This window comes from Burkholderia sp. AU45388 (assembly GCF_030481585.1).
Lineage (GTDB): Bacteria > Pseudomonadota > Gammaproteobacteria > Burkholderiales > Burkholderiaceae > Burkholderia > Burkholderia sola.
In genome coordinates this window covers 90169-105245 of the sequence record NZ_JAUJPV010000023.1, presented here as the reverse complement: position 1 = coordinate 105245, position 15077 = coordinate 90169, and the positions used below count along the sequence as shown (strand labels likewise).

At 65.3% G+C, this 15077-nt stretch carries 15 protein-coding genes and 1 tRNA gene; 3 read left to right on the top strand and 13 right to left on the bottom strand.

Going from position 1 to position 15077, the window contains the following annotated elements; translation table 11 throughout:
- Positions 1-33 precede the first annotated feature (33 nt).
- The 13 genes from nuoF to QZM72_RS28465 form a co-directional block, all read right to left on the bottom strand.
- Positions 34-1356 (bottom strand): NADH-quinone oxidoreductase subunit NuoF, encoded by a 1323-nt coding sequence (gene nuoF / locus QZM72_RS28525; RefSeq protein ID WP_017331620.1) that lies wholly within the window; start codon positions 1354-1356, stop codon positions 34-36.
- Positions 1353-1838 (bottom strand): NADH-quinone oxidoreductase subunit NuoE, encoded by a 486-nt coding sequence (gene nuoE, locus QZM72_RS28520; RefSeq protein WP_006478266.1) that lies wholly within the window; start codon positions 1836-1838, stop codon positions 1353-1355. Before nuoE ends, nuoF begins: the two co-directional genes overlap by 4 nt.
- A gap of 184 nt (positions 1839-2022) precedes the next feature.
- On the bottom strand, positions 2023-3276 hold the full coding sequence (locus tag QZM72_RS28515; RefSeq protein ID WP_006478265.1) for an NADH-quinone oxidoreductase subunit D: 1254 nt from the start codon (positions 3274-3276) through the stop codon (positions 2023-2025).
- Positions 3277-3285: 9 nt separating this feature from the next.
- Entirely contained in the window at positions 3286-3888 is a 603-nt protein-coding gene (locus tag QZM72_RS28510; RefSeq protein WP_006478264.1) for an NADH-quinone oxidoreductase subunit C, read from the bottom strand.
- A gap of 21 nt (positions 3889-3909) precedes the next feature.
- On the bottom strand, positions 3910-4389 hold the full coding sequence (locus tag QZM72_RS28505; protein ID WP_006398799.1) for an NADH-quinone oxidoreductase subunit B family protein: 480 nt from the start codon (positions 4387-4389) through the stop codon (positions 3910-3912).
- 62 nt (positions 4390-4451) lie between these two features.
- Complete coding sequence (locus QZM72_RS28500) at positions 4452-4811, bottom strand: NADH-quinone oxidoreductase subunit A (RefSeq protein WP_006398798.1); 360 nt, start codon at positions 4809-4811, stop codon at positions 4452-4454.
- A gap of 153 nt (positions 4812-4964) precedes the next feature.
- Positions 4965-5049, bottom strand: a tRNA-Leu gene (locus QZM72_RS28495).
- Between the two features lie 110 nt (positions 5050-5159).
- Entirely contained in the window at positions 5160-5537 is a 378-nt protein-coding gene (gene secG, locus QZM72_RS28490) for a preprotein translocase subunit SecG (protein ID WP_089468018.1), read from the bottom strand.
- A gap of 72 nt (positions 5538-5609) precedes the next feature.
- Complete coding sequence (tpiA, locus tag QZM72_RS28485) at positions 5610-6365, bottom strand: triose-phosphate isomerase (protein ID WP_089468019.1); 756 nt, start codon at positions 6363-6365, stop codon at positions 5610-5612.
- Positions 6366-6505: 140 nt separating this feature from the next.
- Positions 6506-7525 (bottom strand): NAD(P)H-quinone oxidoreductase, encoded by a 1020-nt coding sequence (locus tag QZM72_RS28480; protein ID WP_301739756.1) that lies wholly within the window; start codon positions 7523-7525, stop codon positions 6506-6508.
- 149 nt (positions 7526-7674) lie between these two features.
- Positions 7675-9822 (bottom strand): polyribonucleotide nucleotidyltransferase, encoded by a 2148-nt coding sequence (gene pnp / locus QZM72_RS28475; RefSeq protein ID WP_050016459.1) that lies wholly within the window; start codon positions 9820-9822, stop codon positions 7675-7677.
- Positions 9823-10112: 290 nt separating this feature from the next.
- Entirely contained in the window at positions 10113-10382 is a 270-nt protein-coding gene (gene rpsO, locus QZM72_RS28470) for a 30S ribosomal protein S15 (RefSeq protein ID WP_006398792.1), read from the bottom strand.
- A 107-nt stretch (positions 10383-10489) separates the two neighbouring features.
- Entirely contained in the window at positions 10490-11749 is a 1260-nt protein-coding gene (locus QZM72_RS28465) for a branched-chain amino acid ABC transporter substrate-binding protein (protein ID WP_301739755.1), read from the bottom strand.
- 166 nt (positions 11750-11915) lie between these two features.
- Here QZM72_RS28465 and QZM72_RS28460 point away from each other — a divergent pair, with 166 nt between their 5' ends.
- From QZM72_RS28460 to QZM72_RS28450, 3 genes are all read left to right on the top strand, one after another.
- Positions 11916-12428 (top strand): hypothetical protein, encoded by a 513-nt coding sequence (locus QZM72_RS28460; protein WP_089468023.1) that lies wholly within the window; start codon positions 11916-11918, stop codon positions 12426-12428.
- Between the two features lie 383 nt (positions 12429-12811).
- Positions 12812-13471 carry a carbonic anhydrase gene (locus QZM72_RS28455; protein ID WP_301739754.1) on the top strand — a complete coding sequence of 220 codons (660 nt, stop codon included), beginning with the start codon at positions 12812-12814 and terminating at the stop codon, positions 13469-13471.
- Positions 13472-13509: 38 nt separating this feature from the next.
- The gene (locus QZM72_RS28450) at positions 13510-15060 is read left to right on the top strand and encodes a SulP family inorganic anion transporter (protein WP_089468025.1); all 1551 of its coding nucleotides are present in this window, start codon (positions 13510-13512) and stop codon (positions 15058-15060) included.
- Positions 15061-15077 lie beyond the last annotated feature (17 nt).

Sequence of the window (15077 nt, the reverse complement as noted above, 5' to 3'; positions counted from 1 at the left end):
GTGCGCTCAAATTCCGCAACCGGGTGTTTCGCTTCAGGCCGCCGCAGCCGAAGCCACATGCGGCGCGTGGCCGCCGACCATGCAATGCTTGTGCTCGACGTGGTACGCGAATTCGTCCCAGTAGTGCTTGAGCATCCCGCGCACCGGCATCGCCGCCGCATCGCCGAGCGCGCAGATCGTGCGACCCATGATGTTCTCGGCCACCGAGTTCAGCAGGTCCAGATCTTCCTGGCGCCCTTCGCCGTGCTCGATACGGTTCACGACGCGATACAGCCAGCCGGTGCCTTCACGGCACGGCGTGCACTGGCCGCACGATTCCTCGTAGTAGAAGTACGACAGGCGCAGCAGCGAACGCACCATGCAGCGCGTCTCGTCCATCACGATCACCGCACCGGAACCGAGCATCGAGCCCGCCTTCGCGATCGAATCGTAGTCGAGATCCGTCTGCATCATGATGTCGCCCGGGATCACCGGCGCCGACGAACCGCCCGGAATCACGGCCTTAATCTTCTTGCCGCCGCGCATCCCGCCGGCGAGCTCCATCAGCGTCGCGAACGGCGTGCCGAGCGGCACTTCGTAGTTGCCCGGACGCTCGACGTCGCCCGACACCGAGAAAATCTTCGTGCCGCCGTTGTTCGGCTTGCCGATCTCGAGGTAATTCTGCGGCCCGATGGACAGCAGGAACGGCACCGCGGCGAACGTCTCGGTGTTGTTGATCGTGGTCGGCTTGCCGTACACGCCGAAGCTCGCCGGGAACGGCGGCTTGAAGCGCGGCTGGCCCTTCTTGCCTTCGAGCGACTCGAGCAGCGCCGTTTCCTCGCCGCAGATGTACGCGCCGTAACCGTGGTGCGCGTGCAGCTGGAACGAGAATTCCGAGCCCATGATGTTATCGCCGAGGAACCCGGCCGCGCGCGCTTCATCCAGCGCGGCTTCGAAGCGTCGATACACTTCGAAGATCTCGCCGTGGATGTAGTTGTAGCCGACGGTGATGCCCATCGCGTATGCGCCGATGGCCATGCCTTCGATCAGCGCGTGCGGGTTCCAGCGCAGGATGTCGCGATCCTTGAACGTGCCCGGCTCGCCTTCGTCCGAGTTGCAGACGAGGTACTTCTGCCCCGGGAACTGACGCGGCATGAAGCTCCACTTCAGGCCGGTCGGGAAGCCCGCACCGCCGCGGCCGCGCAGGCCCGACGCCTTCACGTCGGCGATCACCTGCTCGGGCGGAATCTTTTCTTCGAGAATGCGGCGCAGCTGCTTGTAGCCGCCGCGCGCAACGTAGTCTTCGAGATGCCAGTTCTCGCCGTTCAGACCAGCGAGGATCAGCGGTTTGATGTGACGGTCGTGGAGGGACGTCATTTCGAGAGCTCCTCAAGCAGCTGGTCGATCTTCTCGCGGCTCATGAAGCTGCACATTCTGTGATTGTTCACCAGCAGCACCGGCGCATCGCCGCACGAGCCCATGCATTCGCCTTCCTTCAGCGTGAACTTGCCGTCGGGCGTGGTCTCGCCGAAGCCGATGCCCAGCTTCTGTTTCAGGTAGTCGGCAGTCGCTTCCGCGCCGCCATGCGGGCCGAGCTGGCACGGCAGGTTCGTGCAGAGCGTGATCTTGTGCTTGCCGACCGGTTTGAGCTCGTACATCGTGTAGAACGTCGCGACTTCCTGCACGGCGACGGCCGGCATGCCGAGATAGTCCGCGACGAACTGCATCAGTTCGGGCGACAGCCAGCCATGCTCTTCCTGAGCCACGGCCAACGCCGACATCACGGCGGACTGTTTCTGATCGGCGGGATACTTCGTCAACGCTCGATCGATTTCCTTCAGGCCTTCAGCTGAGATCATTTTCAGACACGACTCTTTCAATTCCTACCGAACGAACAACCTGCCGCACACTGGGGTGCATGGACGGCAGACCTGGCGCTCACTCTGTTGACAGCTTGCGAAGCCGCGCCGGTTCGGCGCATACCGCTTGTGACTTCACGTGTGACTGACTGCTCGCCGCCCGCGCGCGCGGGCGGCGCAACCCTTAGCGATCGATTTCGCCGAACACGATGTCCTGCGTACCGATGATCGTGACGGCGTCGGCGATCATGTGACCGCGCGCCATTTCGTCGAGCGACGCCAGGTGCGCGAAACCCGGCGCGCGAATCTTGAGGCGATACGGCTTGTTGGCGCCGTCCGACACGAGATAGATGCCGAACTCGCCCTTCGGATGCTCGACCGCCGCGTACGCTTCGCCTTCCGGCACATGGAAACCTTCGGTGAAGAGCTTGAAGTGGTGAATCAAGTCTTCCATGTTGGTCTTCATGCCGACGCGCGACGGCGGCGCAACCTTGTGATTGTCCGTCATCACCGGGCCCGGATTCTTGCGGAGCCACTCAATACACTGTTTCGCGATGCGGATCGACTGGCGCATTTCTTCGACGCGCACCAGATAGCGGTCGTAGCAATCGCCATTCACGCCGACCGGCACGTCGAAATCCATCCGATCGTACACTTCGTAGGGCTGCTTCTTGCGCAGGTCCCACGCGATGCCCGAGCCGCGCAGCATCGGGCCCGTCAGGCCCATCTGCAGCGCACGTTCCGGGCTCACCACACCGATCCCGACCAGACGCTGTTTCCAGATCCGGTTGTCGGTCAGCAGCGTTTCGTATTCGTCGACGCACTTCGGGAAGCGCGTGAAGAAATCGTCGATGAAGTCGAGCACCGAGCCGCTGCGCGCTTCGTTCATCTTCGCGAGCGCCTTCTCGTTGCGAATCTTCGACGCCTTGTATTGCGGCATTGCGTCAGGCAGATCGCGATAGACGCCGCCCGGACGATAGTAGGCCGCGTGCATCCGGGCGCCGGACACCGCTTCGTACACGTCCATCAGGTCTTCGCGTTCGCGGAACGCGTACAGGAACACCGCCATCGCGCCGACGTCGAGCGCGTGCGCGCCGATCCACATCAGGTGGTTCAGCACGCGCGTGATTTCGTCGAACAGCACGCGGATGTACTGCGCGCGCTCCGGCACTTCGATGCCGAGCAGCTTTTCGATCGCGAGCACGTAGCCGTGCTCGTTGACCATCATCGACACGTAGTCGAGACGGTCCATGTACGGCACGGACTGGATGAAGGTTTTGGATTCCGCGAGCTTTTCCGTCGCGCGGTGCAGCAGGCCGATGTGCGGATCGGCACGCTGGATGACTTCGCCGTCGAGCTCGAGCACGAGGCGCAGCACGCCGTGCGCTGCCGGGTGCTGCGGGCCGAAGTTGAGCGTGTAGTTCTTGATTTCTGCCATGACGCCCCCTTAATGTTTCAGACCGCCATAGCGATCCTCGCGGATCACGCGCGGCGTGATTTCGCGCGGCTCGATCGTCACCGGCTGGTACACGACCCGCTTCTCTTCCGGGTCGTAACGCATTTCGACGTAGCCCGACACCGGGAAGTCCTTGCGGAACGGGTGACCGATGAAGCCGTAGTCGGTGAGGATGCGGCGCAGGTCGGGGTGGCCTTCGAACACGATGCCGTACAGGTCGAACGCTTCGCGCTCGTACCAGTTCGCCGAGGTCCAGATGTCGACCAGCGACGCCACGATCGGCAGATCGTCGTCCGGCGCGAACGCGCGCAGGCGCAGACGCCAGTTGTTCGTGACCGACAGCAGGTGCGACACGGCCGCGAAGCGCGGGCCGTCGTAGGCGCCGTCGCCGAAGGTCTGGTAGTCGACGCCGCAGAGGTCGATCAGCTGCTCGAAACGGAGCTTCGGATCGTCGCGCAGCGTCTTTGCGACTTCGAGGTAATCGCTCGCCTTCACGACGAGCGTCAGTTCACCGATCGCTTCGGTGAGGCTCACCACGCGCGCGCCGAGCGCGGCTTCGAGGTTTGCCTTGAGAGTCTCGATTTTGCTTGCCATATTGAGGGGACGCTCGGGGCTTTATTGACGGGCGATGGTATTGGTGCGGCGGATCTTCGCCTGAAGCTGGATCACGCCGTAGACCAGCGCCTCGGCCGTGGGCGGACAGCCCGGCACGTAGACGTCGACCGGCACGATCCGGTCGCAGCCGCGGACCACCGAGTACGAGTAGTGGTAATAACCACCGCCGTTTGCGCACGACCCCATCGAGATCACCCAGCGCGGCTCGGCCATCTGGTCGTACACGCGGCGCAGCGCGGGCGCCATCTTGTTGCACAGCGTGCCGGCGACGATCATCACGTCCGACTGACGCGGGCTCGGACGGAACACGACCCCGAACCGGTCCAGATCGTAACGGGCCGCGCCCGCATGCATCATCTCGACGGCGCAACACGCGAGCCCGAACGTCATCGGCCACAGCGAGCCGGTACGCGTCCAGTTGATCAGCTTGTCAGCCGTCGTGGTGACAAACCCTTCCTTCAAGACCCCTTCGATACTCATTTGCTTTCCACTCCAGACGAGCGACCGAGCGTGGCCGCCCATGCAAACCGGCGATTAACCCATCACTCCCAGTCGAGGCCGCCTTTCTTCCAGATATAGGCAAAGCCCAGCAGGAATTCGAGCAGAAAAATCATCATTGCGATGAAACCCGGCCAGCCGATGTCCCGGAGCGCGACGCCCCACGGGAACAGGAATGCGGTTTCGAGATCGAAGATGATGAACAGGATGGCGACGAGGTAATACCGAACGTCGAACTTCATCCGGGCGTCTTCAAAGGCTTCGAAGCCGCACTCGTACGGTGCGTTCTTCTCGACGTCCGGCTTGTTGGGACCAAGGAGCTTGCCGATGCTGACCAGCGCTATACCTAAACCAGTGCCCACGAGGAGGAACAACAAGACGGGGTAATAGGCTGCGAGGTTCAAGGCAATCCTCTATCGGTTGGTTCTGAGCGTCCGGAGAATACCACTTCCGGCGGAAGGAATCATTTCGGAGTACAGGCGATCGCAAGACAACCGCAAGCACACCCCAGAAATGAAAAATGCCAGCCACTAGAAGCGGCTGGCATTGAGTAACTTTGGTGCCGACGGCGAGACTCGAACTCGCACAGCTTTCGCCACTACCCCCTCAAGATAGCGTGTCTACCAATTTCACCACGTCGGCACTGCATGCAACTCGGGTTGTGCTGCTTGTTCCCGCGAATCGCTTCAAGAATTAAATTCTAACCCGAGTTCCAGATTTGTTCAACGCACAACCGCAAAAAAATTAACTTTTTATTTCGGGACATCCTGGCCCGGCGCGCTCGCGGCCGAACCGGCTGCAGCGGACGCCGCGACGGCCGGCGCCGATGCCGCGGGCGCCGATGCCGGCGCGGTCGCGGCCGTGCCGAGCACGCCTGCCGACGGCGTCGACTTGTACGAACCGAGGTACGTCAGCGCAAGCGTCGAGACGAAGAAGATCGCCGCGAGAATGCCCGTCGTGCGCGACAGGAAGTTCGCCGAGCCCGTCGCACCGAACAGGCTGCCCGACGCGCCGCTGCCGAACGCGGCGCCCATGTCGGCACCCTTGCCGTGCTGCAGCAGCACCAGCCCGATCACACCGAGTGCAGACAGCACCTGCACCACAATAATCAACGTCTTGAATAACAGCATCACACCCACCCGATTGGATCGGGCGACCGGACCGACCGGCCGCCGTCATGGTTCAATTCGATCTCGGACCGCTCAATGCGCGGCCCGGCAGATCGCCAGGAAATCTTCCGCCTTCAGCGACGCGCCGCCGATCAGGCCGCCGTCGATGTCCGGCTGCGCGAACAGCTCTTCCGCGTTGTCCGGCTTCACGCTGCCGCCGTACAGCACGGACACGTCCGCCGCCCCCTTCGCCGCGAGACGCGTACGCAGGAACGCGTGCACGTCCTGCGCCTGCGCCGACGTCGCGCTCTTGCCCGTACCGATCGCCCAGACCGGCTCGTACGCGACGACGATGCGCGCGGCTTCGTCGGCCGTCAGCACGGCCAGCACCGCGTCGAGCTGCGCACCGACGACCTGCGCCGTCGCACCCGACTCGCGCTCGTCGAGCGTCTCGCCGACGCACACGACCGGCGTGAGGCCCGCAGCGAGCGCGCGTTGCGCTTTCGCGGCGACCGTCTCGCTGCTTTCGCCGTGATACGCGCGACGCTCCGAATGGCCGACGATCGCATACTGCGCGCCGAACTCCGCCACCATCGCGGCCGCCACCTCGCCGGTAAACGCGCCTTGCTCGTGCGCGGACACGTCCTGCGCACCGAACGCGACACGGCCACCGCCGAGCTGCGCCTGAACCTGCGCGAGATACGGGAACGGAACACACACGCCGATGGACGTTTCAGCCGCCACCGCGCCCGCACCCTGCACCACTTCGTTCAGCAGCGCCTGGTTGCCGGCCAGCCGGCCGTGCATCTTCCAGTTGCCGATCACTCGCTTTGTTCGTTGTTTCGACATCGTGTCCGTCTCGTCACTATCTTGTCATTAACGTGCCGGAACCCGGCCGTCAGGTTGGATCTGGCGAAGCAAACCCGCGATTTTACTGCGCGCGGCTTGAACCGGTCAAACCGCGTATGTCAAGCCCGCCACCCGGGCCCTCATGCGTTCGCGCCCCAATCGAGCACGATCTTGCCGATGTGCTCGCCGCTCTCCATCAGCGCATGCGCCTGCGCGGCCTCGCCGGCCGGCAGCACACGGTAGATCACGGGTTTAATGCGACCGTCGGCGAGCAGCGGCCATACGCGCGCCTTCAATTGCGCGGCGATGCGCGCCTTGAACTCGACCGGGCGCGGGCGCAGCGTCGAGCCCGTCACTGTCAGCCGGCGGCGCAGGATCTCGTTCAGGTTGACCTCGGCCTTCGCGCCGCCGAGCAGCGCGATCAGCATGAGACGACCGCCGTCCGCGAGCGCGGACAGCTCGCGCGGCACGTACGAGCCCGCCACCATGTCGAGGATCACGTCGACGCCTCGATCGTGCGTCAGCGACTTCACGACCTCGACGAAGTCTTCGGTCTTGTAGTCGATCGCACGCTCGGCGCCGAGCGCCTCGCACGCGCGGCACTTGTCGGCGGTGCCGGCCGTCGCGAACACGCGAAAGCCAAGCGCATGCGCGATCTGGATCGCCGTCACGCCGATGCCGCTCGAGCCGCCCTGCACGAGCAGCGTCTCCTGATCGCCGCCCTCGCCCGCGCCGAGCTGCGCACGGTCGAACACGTTGCTCCACACGGTGAAAAACGTTTCGGGCAGCGAGGCGGCCTCGATATCCGTGAGGCCGTCCGGCACCGGCAGGCACTGCGGCAGCGGCGCGACCGCATATTCGGCATAGCCGCCGCCCGCGAGCAGCGCGCACACGCGATCGCCGAGCTTCAGGCCGAACGGGTTCAGCGCCGCATCGGACACGTCCCCGCCGACGATCTCGCCCGCGACCTCAAGGCCCGGCAGATCCGACGCCCCCGGCGGCGGCGCATAGGCGCCCTTGCGCTGGAACACGTCGGGCCGGTTCACGCCGGAAGCCGCCACCTTGATCAGCACCTCGCCGCGCTTCGGTTCGGGGCGCGGACGCTCCGCGAGCTTCAGCACGTCGGGGGCGCCGAATTCGGTGATTTCGATGGCTTTCATGGTGAGAATCGCTCCAGGATCGGAATCGGATGGCACGCCCGCGCGCACGGCGGCGGGCGCCTCGCCGGCGCTGCTGCGCCGCACAACGATGCTACAGAAAAAACGGCCGGCACGCTTTCGCACTGCCGGCCGTTGATCCGCCTGTCCGCTTACTGCTGCGGCGGCGTATCCGACTGCGCTGCCGCCGCTGCTTCATTCAGCAGCGCCTTGGCCGACAGACGCACGCGACCCTTCTCGTCCGTCTGGATCACCTTGACCTTCACCTGCTGGCCTTCCTTCAGGTAGTCGTTGATGTCCTTCACGCGCTCGTTGACGATTTCCGAGATGTGCAGCAGGCCGTCCTTGCCCGGCAGCAGGTTCACGATCGCACCGAAATCGAGCAGCTTGAGCACCGTGCCTTCGTACACCTGGCCGACTTCGATTTCAGCCGTGATCTGCTCGATGCGCTTCTTCGCTTCGGCCATGCCTTCGCTGCTCGTGCTCGCGATCGTCACGACGCCGTCGTCCGAGATGTCGATCGTCGTGCCCGTTTCCTCGGTCAGCGCGCGGATCACCGAACCGCCCTTGCCGATCACGTCGCGGATCTTTTCCGGGTTGATCTTGACCGTGATCATGCGCGGCGCGAATTCCGACAATTGCGTGTTCGCGCCGGACACCGCCGACGTCATCTTGCCGAGGATGTGCATGCGGCCTTCCTTCGCCTGCGCGAGCGCGACCTGCATGATTTCCTTCGTGATGCCCTGGATCTTGATGTCCATCTGCAGCGCGGTGACGCCTTGCTCCGTGCCCGCGACCTTGAAGTCCATGTCGCCGAGGTGATCTTCGTCGCCGAGGATGTCGGTCAGCACCGCGAACTTGTTGCCTTCGAGGATCAGGCCCATCGCGATACCCGCGACGTGCGCCTTCATCGGCACGCCGGCGTCCATCAGCGCGAGGCAGCCGCCGCACACCGACGCCATCGACGACGAACCGTTCGATTCGGTGATTTCCGACACGACGCGGATCGAGTAGCCGAATTCGTCGGCGCTCGGCAGGCACTTGACCAGCGCGCGCTTAGCCAGACGGCCGTGGCCGATTTCGCGGCGCTTCGGCGAGCCGACGCGGCCCGTTTCGCCGGTCGCGAACGGGGGCATGTTGTAGTGGAGCATGAAGCGCTCGCGGTATTCGCCTTCGAGCGCATCGATGATCTGCTCGTCACCCTTCGTGCCGAGCGTCGCGACGACCAGCGCCTGCGTCTCGCCGCGCGTGAACAGCGCCGAGCCGTGGGTACGCGGCAGCACGCCGGTGCGGATCTCGATCGGGCGCACGGTGCGCGTGTCGCGGCCGTCGATGCGCGGCTCGCCGTTCAGGATCTGCGAACGGACGATCTTCGCCTCAATGTCGAACAGCACGTTGCCGACCGTTGCCTTGTCGGCCGCGACCGTACCGGCCGCCAGCGCGTCTTCCTCGAGCTTCGCCGACGTCGCCGCGTAGACTTCCTTCAGCTTCGCCGAACGCGCCTGCTTGTCGCGCAACTGATAAGCGGCGAGCAGATCGTTCTGCGCCAGCTCGGTCACGCGTGCGATCAGCGCCTCGTTCTTCGGCGCCGGCTGCCAGTCCCACTCGGGCTTGCCGCCGTCGCGCACCAGTTCGTGGATCGCGTCGATCGCGATCTGCATCTGCTCGTGGCCGAACACCACGGCGCCCAGCATCACTTCTTCCGACAGTTGATCGGCTTCCGACTCGACCATCAGCACGGCGCGCTCGGTACCCGCGACGACGAGGTCGAGGCTCGATGCCTTGAGCTGGTCGCGCGTCGGGTTCAGCACGTACGCGTTGTCGATGTACGCGACGCGCGCGGCGCCGACCGGGCCGTTGAACGGCAGGCCCGACACGGCGAGCGCGGCCGATGCGCCGATCAGCGCGGGGATGTCCGCCGGGATTTCCGGGTTCACGGACAGCACGTGGATCACGACCTGGACTTCGTTGTAGAAGCCTTCCGGGAACAGCGGGCGCAGCGGACGGTCGATCAGGCGCGACGTCAGCGTTTCATGCTCCGACGGACGGCCTTCGCGGCGGAAGAAGCCACCCGGGATCTTGCCGGCCGAGTAGGTCTTCTCGAGGTAGTCGACGGTCAGCGGGAAGAAATCCTGGCCCGGCTTCGCCGACTTCGCGCCGACGACGGTTGCCAGCACGACGGTGTCCTCGACGTCGACGATCACGGCGCCGCTCGCCTGGCGGGCGACTTCACCGGTTTCGAGGCGCACCTTGTGCTGGCCCCATTGGAATTCCTTCACGACCTTGTTGAACATGGACATGGTTGCTCCTTTGTATTCATGCATTTCATTCGCCGCGCCGGCCATCCCGCGCGGCGGCGTCCCGACCGAATCACCCGGAGCAAGGTGTGTTTTTTATGCCATTCCAGCGCGGCGCTCAGGCAGCGACGCGCTGGAATGACACAAATCCTGCCCCGGTATCGATCGCGGCGGCGGCCCCGCACGAACGTACGGGACAGCCTGCGATGCGTGTGACGCTACGCACCGCGCAAAAACAAAATGCCTGCATCAGCGGACTGACACAGGCATCTTGCTGGCGGCAATCGCCTCGATTACTTACGCAGACCCAGCTTCTCGATCAGTGCGCGGTAACGGTCGGCATCCTTGCCCTTGAGGTAGTCGAGCAGCTTGCGGCGGCGGCTCACCATGCGCAGCAGGCCGCGGCGGCTGTGGTGATCCTTCGCGTGGGTCTTGAAGTGACCCGTCAGTTCGACGATACGTGCGGTCAGCAGTGCGACCTGGACTTCGGGCGACCCCGTGTCGTTGGTACCGCGGGCGAACTGAGCAACGACTTCCGACTTCTTGATATCTGCAACAGACATGTGATTTCCTTTCTAACTGAACAGGCGGACACGGAAGAATGGCCGTGCCGTGACTTACAACCGGCGCGCATTGTAGCACAACTCGGTGCCGTTCTTACCGCTTCCCGTCACGGGCGCGTCATCGAACACGTCGACGGCATCTCCGTGCGTTGCGCCGGCACCGCGAGCACCGTCCGGAAGCCATAGCCCGACCCCTCGTTGTCGAAGCGCACGCCCGGCGTGCCCGCCTTGTCCATTTCCATCACGTAAAGGGGCTGGATCAACTGGTGATCCTGCGCGCGCATCCGCGACGCGTGGAAGCCGTCGTCGAACGACAGCCCCTCGAGCGCGTGCGCGACCGCGACGGGGTCGGCCGAACCCGCGCGGGTCATCGCGGCGGCCAGGATCTGGATCATCTGGCTCATCCGTCGTACCGGGTAATCGTCCTGGGCGGCCGGGAAACGGGTCCGGAACGCGCGGTAGAACGCATCGGACGCAGCGCCGCCCGCGTTCGGGTGCCAGTCGGCCACCGCCACGACGCGGCCGACACCCGCGTCGCCGAGGGCCGCCGGCGCGCCGAGGCTGTTGCCGTAGAACGTATAGAACTTCGCGTTCAGCCCCTGTTCGCGCGCCGCCTTCACGAGCAGCGTGAGGTCGTTGCCCCAGTTGCCGGTCACGACGGCGTCCGCGCCGCTCGCGCGGATCTTCGCGATATACGGCGAGAAATCCTTGATCCGGCCGATCGGATGGAATTCGTCGCCGGCGATCGTCACGTCCGGGCGCCGCGCGGCCAGCGCCTGCCGCGCGAGGGTGCTGACGTCGTGGCCGAAGCTGTAGTCCTGGTTCAACAGATAGACCTTGCGCAGCGCACGATCGCGCGCCATCACGTCCGCGAGCGCCGCCATCCGCATGCCGGCATGCGCATCGAAGCGGAAATGCCAGAAACTGCAGCGCGCGCCGGTCAGCGCGGGATCGTCGGCCGAGTAGTTCAGGAACAGCATCCGGTTGTCCGGATCGCGTGCGTTCAGCTTGTCGAGCGCCGCGACGAGCGCGGCCGCGACGGCGGAGCTGTTGCCCTGCGCGACGAAGCCGACATGGCGATCGGCGGCCGCGCGCAACTGCACGAGCGCCTCCTCGGGGCTGCCCTTGCTGTCGAGCACGACGAGCTCGAGCGGGTGCGCGCCATCGCGCAGCTTCACGCCGCCCGCCGCGTTGACCTGCTCGACGCCGAAACGCAGGTTGCGCTCGACCGCCGCGCCCGCGTTCGCGAACGGGCCCGACATCCCTTCGATCAGCGCGATCCGCACCGGCTCCCCGCCGGCAAACGCGGACGCCGCCAGCATCCACCCCGCGCCCCACGCGAGCGCGCACCGCTTCCATCCCTGCATCGGCCACCTGCCCTTCAATCTGCCCGAGAAGCGCGGATCATAGGCCGCGGCGCCCGCCGCCCGCAAGCGCGACGGGCGGCGATCCGCACCGATTTTTTCCGCGCGATGCGCGATCGCGCGCCGTCCGTGATAAAACGGGACTTGTTTCCGTGTTCAGGAGAATCCGATGCGCTCTCGCATTCCCGTGCGCCTGCCGGTACTGGTCGCTTGCACGGCCGCGCTGCTGGCCGGTTGCGCGCAACCGTGGCAGCAATACCAGGCCGGCCAGGACGAGTCGGCGATCGTCGCGCGCATGGGGCCGCCGCGCGAGATCTACGACCTGCCGGGCGGCGGCAAGCGCCTGATGTGGCCGACCCAGCCGATGGGCGAGATCACGGTCGCGGCCGACGTCGACGCGGCCCACCGGATCGTCAACGTGCGCCAGGTGCTGCAGCCGAGCGAGTTCTATCGCGCGGAGATCGGCAAGTGGACGAAGACCGACGTCCTCGTCAATTTCGGACGCCCGGTCGAGACGTCCTACTTCCCGCTGATGAAGCGCGAGGTGTGGACGTACCGGTATCTCGAGGACAACGTCTGGTACATGATGTACAGCTTCTACTTCGATCCGCAGGGCATCCTGCGCACCACGCAGAAAACGCCGGACCCGCTGCACGATCCCGATCGCCGCACTCTGTTCTGATCGATTGCGCATTGACGCGCAATTGTCGCAATGGCCATTTACGAATGATTGCGTGAATGGCCATTTCTTTTTTTCCGCTGCCTTATTTAATTTCGCGAATTACACGGAAAACTTTTCCGATCGTTAACATTTCGATGACAATACGCTGAACGCCCCGTCATGCGGGCGCCCGCGCATAAACAGGCATATCTGACGCATATCATGCGTCTCACTGGTGCATGCAATGCACTACGCCCAATCAATTTGAAACAATTTGTTTCAACCCACCCGGACTGCTAGGGCATACCCCTAATATCAGTCGAAATCGAACCTTTCAACTTAGAAAGAATGTCGTTCCGTCGTTTCGAGCGATATTTATTCGCCTTGATCACAAAGGAGTCCTCATGAACCGCCCCAAGAGCATGCTGGTTGCCAACATTGCCTGGGCCCGCGAGACGCGCGAACACACGCCGGGCTTCTTCGACGCGCTCGCGCGCGGCCAGAACCCGCGCGTCCTGTGGATCGGCTGCGCCGACAGCCGCGTGCCGGCCGAAACCATCACGCACTGCGCGCCCGGCGAGCTGTTCGTCCATCGCAACATCGCGAACCTGTTCCAGCCGGACGACGACAATTCCGCCAGCGTGCTCGAGTACGCGGTGCGGGTGCTGAAGGTCGACCACGTGATCGTGTGCGGTCACTACGGGTGCGGCGGCGTGCGCGCATCGCTGCTGCCGCCACCCGCCGACCTGCCGCACGTCGCGCGCCGCATCGCGCCGCTCTGCGCGCTCGCGCGGCGCCATCGCGACGCGCTCGACGGGCTCGACGACCTGGCCGCCGCCGATCGCCTCGCCGAGCTGAACGTGCTCGAACAGGTGCGGCTGCTGCGCGCGTCGCCGATCGTGCGCGGCCGCGAACGGCCGCCGCTCGTGCACGGCTGGATCTTTTCGCTCGCCGACGGCCGCCTGAAGGAGCTCGATTCCGGCTATGCAGCACCGCCGGCCGAAGCCGACGCCGAAGCCGAAGCCGAGCCCGAGCCTGTTGCGACCGCCGCCGCGCTCGGTTGACCCGCGCCGCCCTCCACGCCAACGACACCACCCCAACCATGAAACTGAACGAGCGCCTGTCCACCCTGCCGCGCGACATCGTCGCCGGCATCGTCGTTTTTCTCGTCGCGCTGCCGCTCTGTCTCGGCATCGCCAATGCCTCCGGCGTCGAACCGTTCGCCGGGCTCGTGTCCGGCATCGTCGGCGGCATCGTCGTCGCGCTGCTGAGCGGCTCGTCGCTGTCCGTCAGCGGGCCGGCCGCCGGCCTCGTCGTGATCGTCGTCGAAGGCATCGCGCAACTCGGCAGCTTCTCCGCGTTCCTGCTCGCGGTGCTGCTGTCCGGCGTGCTGCAGTTCGGCTTCGGCATGTTGCGCGCCGGCCGTTTCGCCGCCTACGTGCCGTCGCCCGTCATCAAGGGCATGCTCGCCGCGATCGGCCTGCTGCTGATCGTGAAGCAGATTCCGTTCGCATTCGGCATCGGCGGCCAGCCCGCGCAATCGTTTGCGAGCTGGCTGGCGCTGCCGACCGCATGGGCCGCCACGGCGATCGCGCTTGCGTCGCTGGCGCTGCTGATCGCATGGGACACGCCGGCACTCAAGCGCTTCGCGTGGGTGCGTTCGGTACCGGCTCCGCTCGCGGTCGTCGTGCTCGGCATCGGCGCGACGCTCGTGCTCGGCATGGTCGCACCGGCAGCCGCGCCGGGCGCCGCGCATCGCGTCACGCTGCCCGAATTCGACTCGTTCGCGGCGCTCGCGGCATCGCTCAAGCATGCGGAACTCGGCCCGAACTTCGCGCACCTGGTCAATCCGGACGTCTGGCGGGTTGCGATCACGCTCGCGGTCGTCGCGAGCCTCGAGACGCTGCTGTGCCTCGAAGCGGTCGAACAGATCGATCCGAAGCGGCGGCCGACGCAACCCGATCGGGAGCTGAAGGCCCAGGGCGTCGGCAATCTGGTCGCGGGCGCGGTCGGCGGCCTGCCGATCACGTCGGTGATCGTGCGCAGTTCGGCCAACGTCAACGCCGGCGCGCAAAGCCGGATGTCCGCGATCGTGCACGGGATCCTGCTGCTCGCGAGCGTATTCGCGCTCACCGGCCTGATCAACCTGATCCCGCTCGCGAGCCTGGCCGCGATCCTGATCCACACCGGTATGAAGCTCGCGAAACCGGCGCTGTTCCGCTCGGTGATGAAGCAAGGCCCGGCCGCGTTCGCGCCGTTCGCCGCGACGATCGTCGGCGTGCTCGCAGTGGACCTGCTGTTCGGCATCGCGCTCGGCCTTGCGTGCAGCGTGCTGGCCGTCGCCGTCGCGAATCTGAAGAGCCCCGTCACGCTCGCGCAGCATGACGACCACTTCCTGCTGTCGTTCCGCAAGGACGTGTCGTTTCTGGGCAAGGTGCAGGTCAAGCACCACCTGCGGCACATTCCGGACCGGGCGGCGGTGATCATCGACGCGACGCGTGCCGACTACATCGACCACGACGTGCTCGAACTGCTCGATGGGTTCGTCGCCGATGCGCCGCGGCGCGGGATCGCGGTCGAGTTCCGCCGGCGTCAGCCGGCGGCACGCACGGCTGCGCGCCGCTGGCTGTTCCGCGCGCCGGCCGCCGAATGAGCGGCCAATGAAAAAAC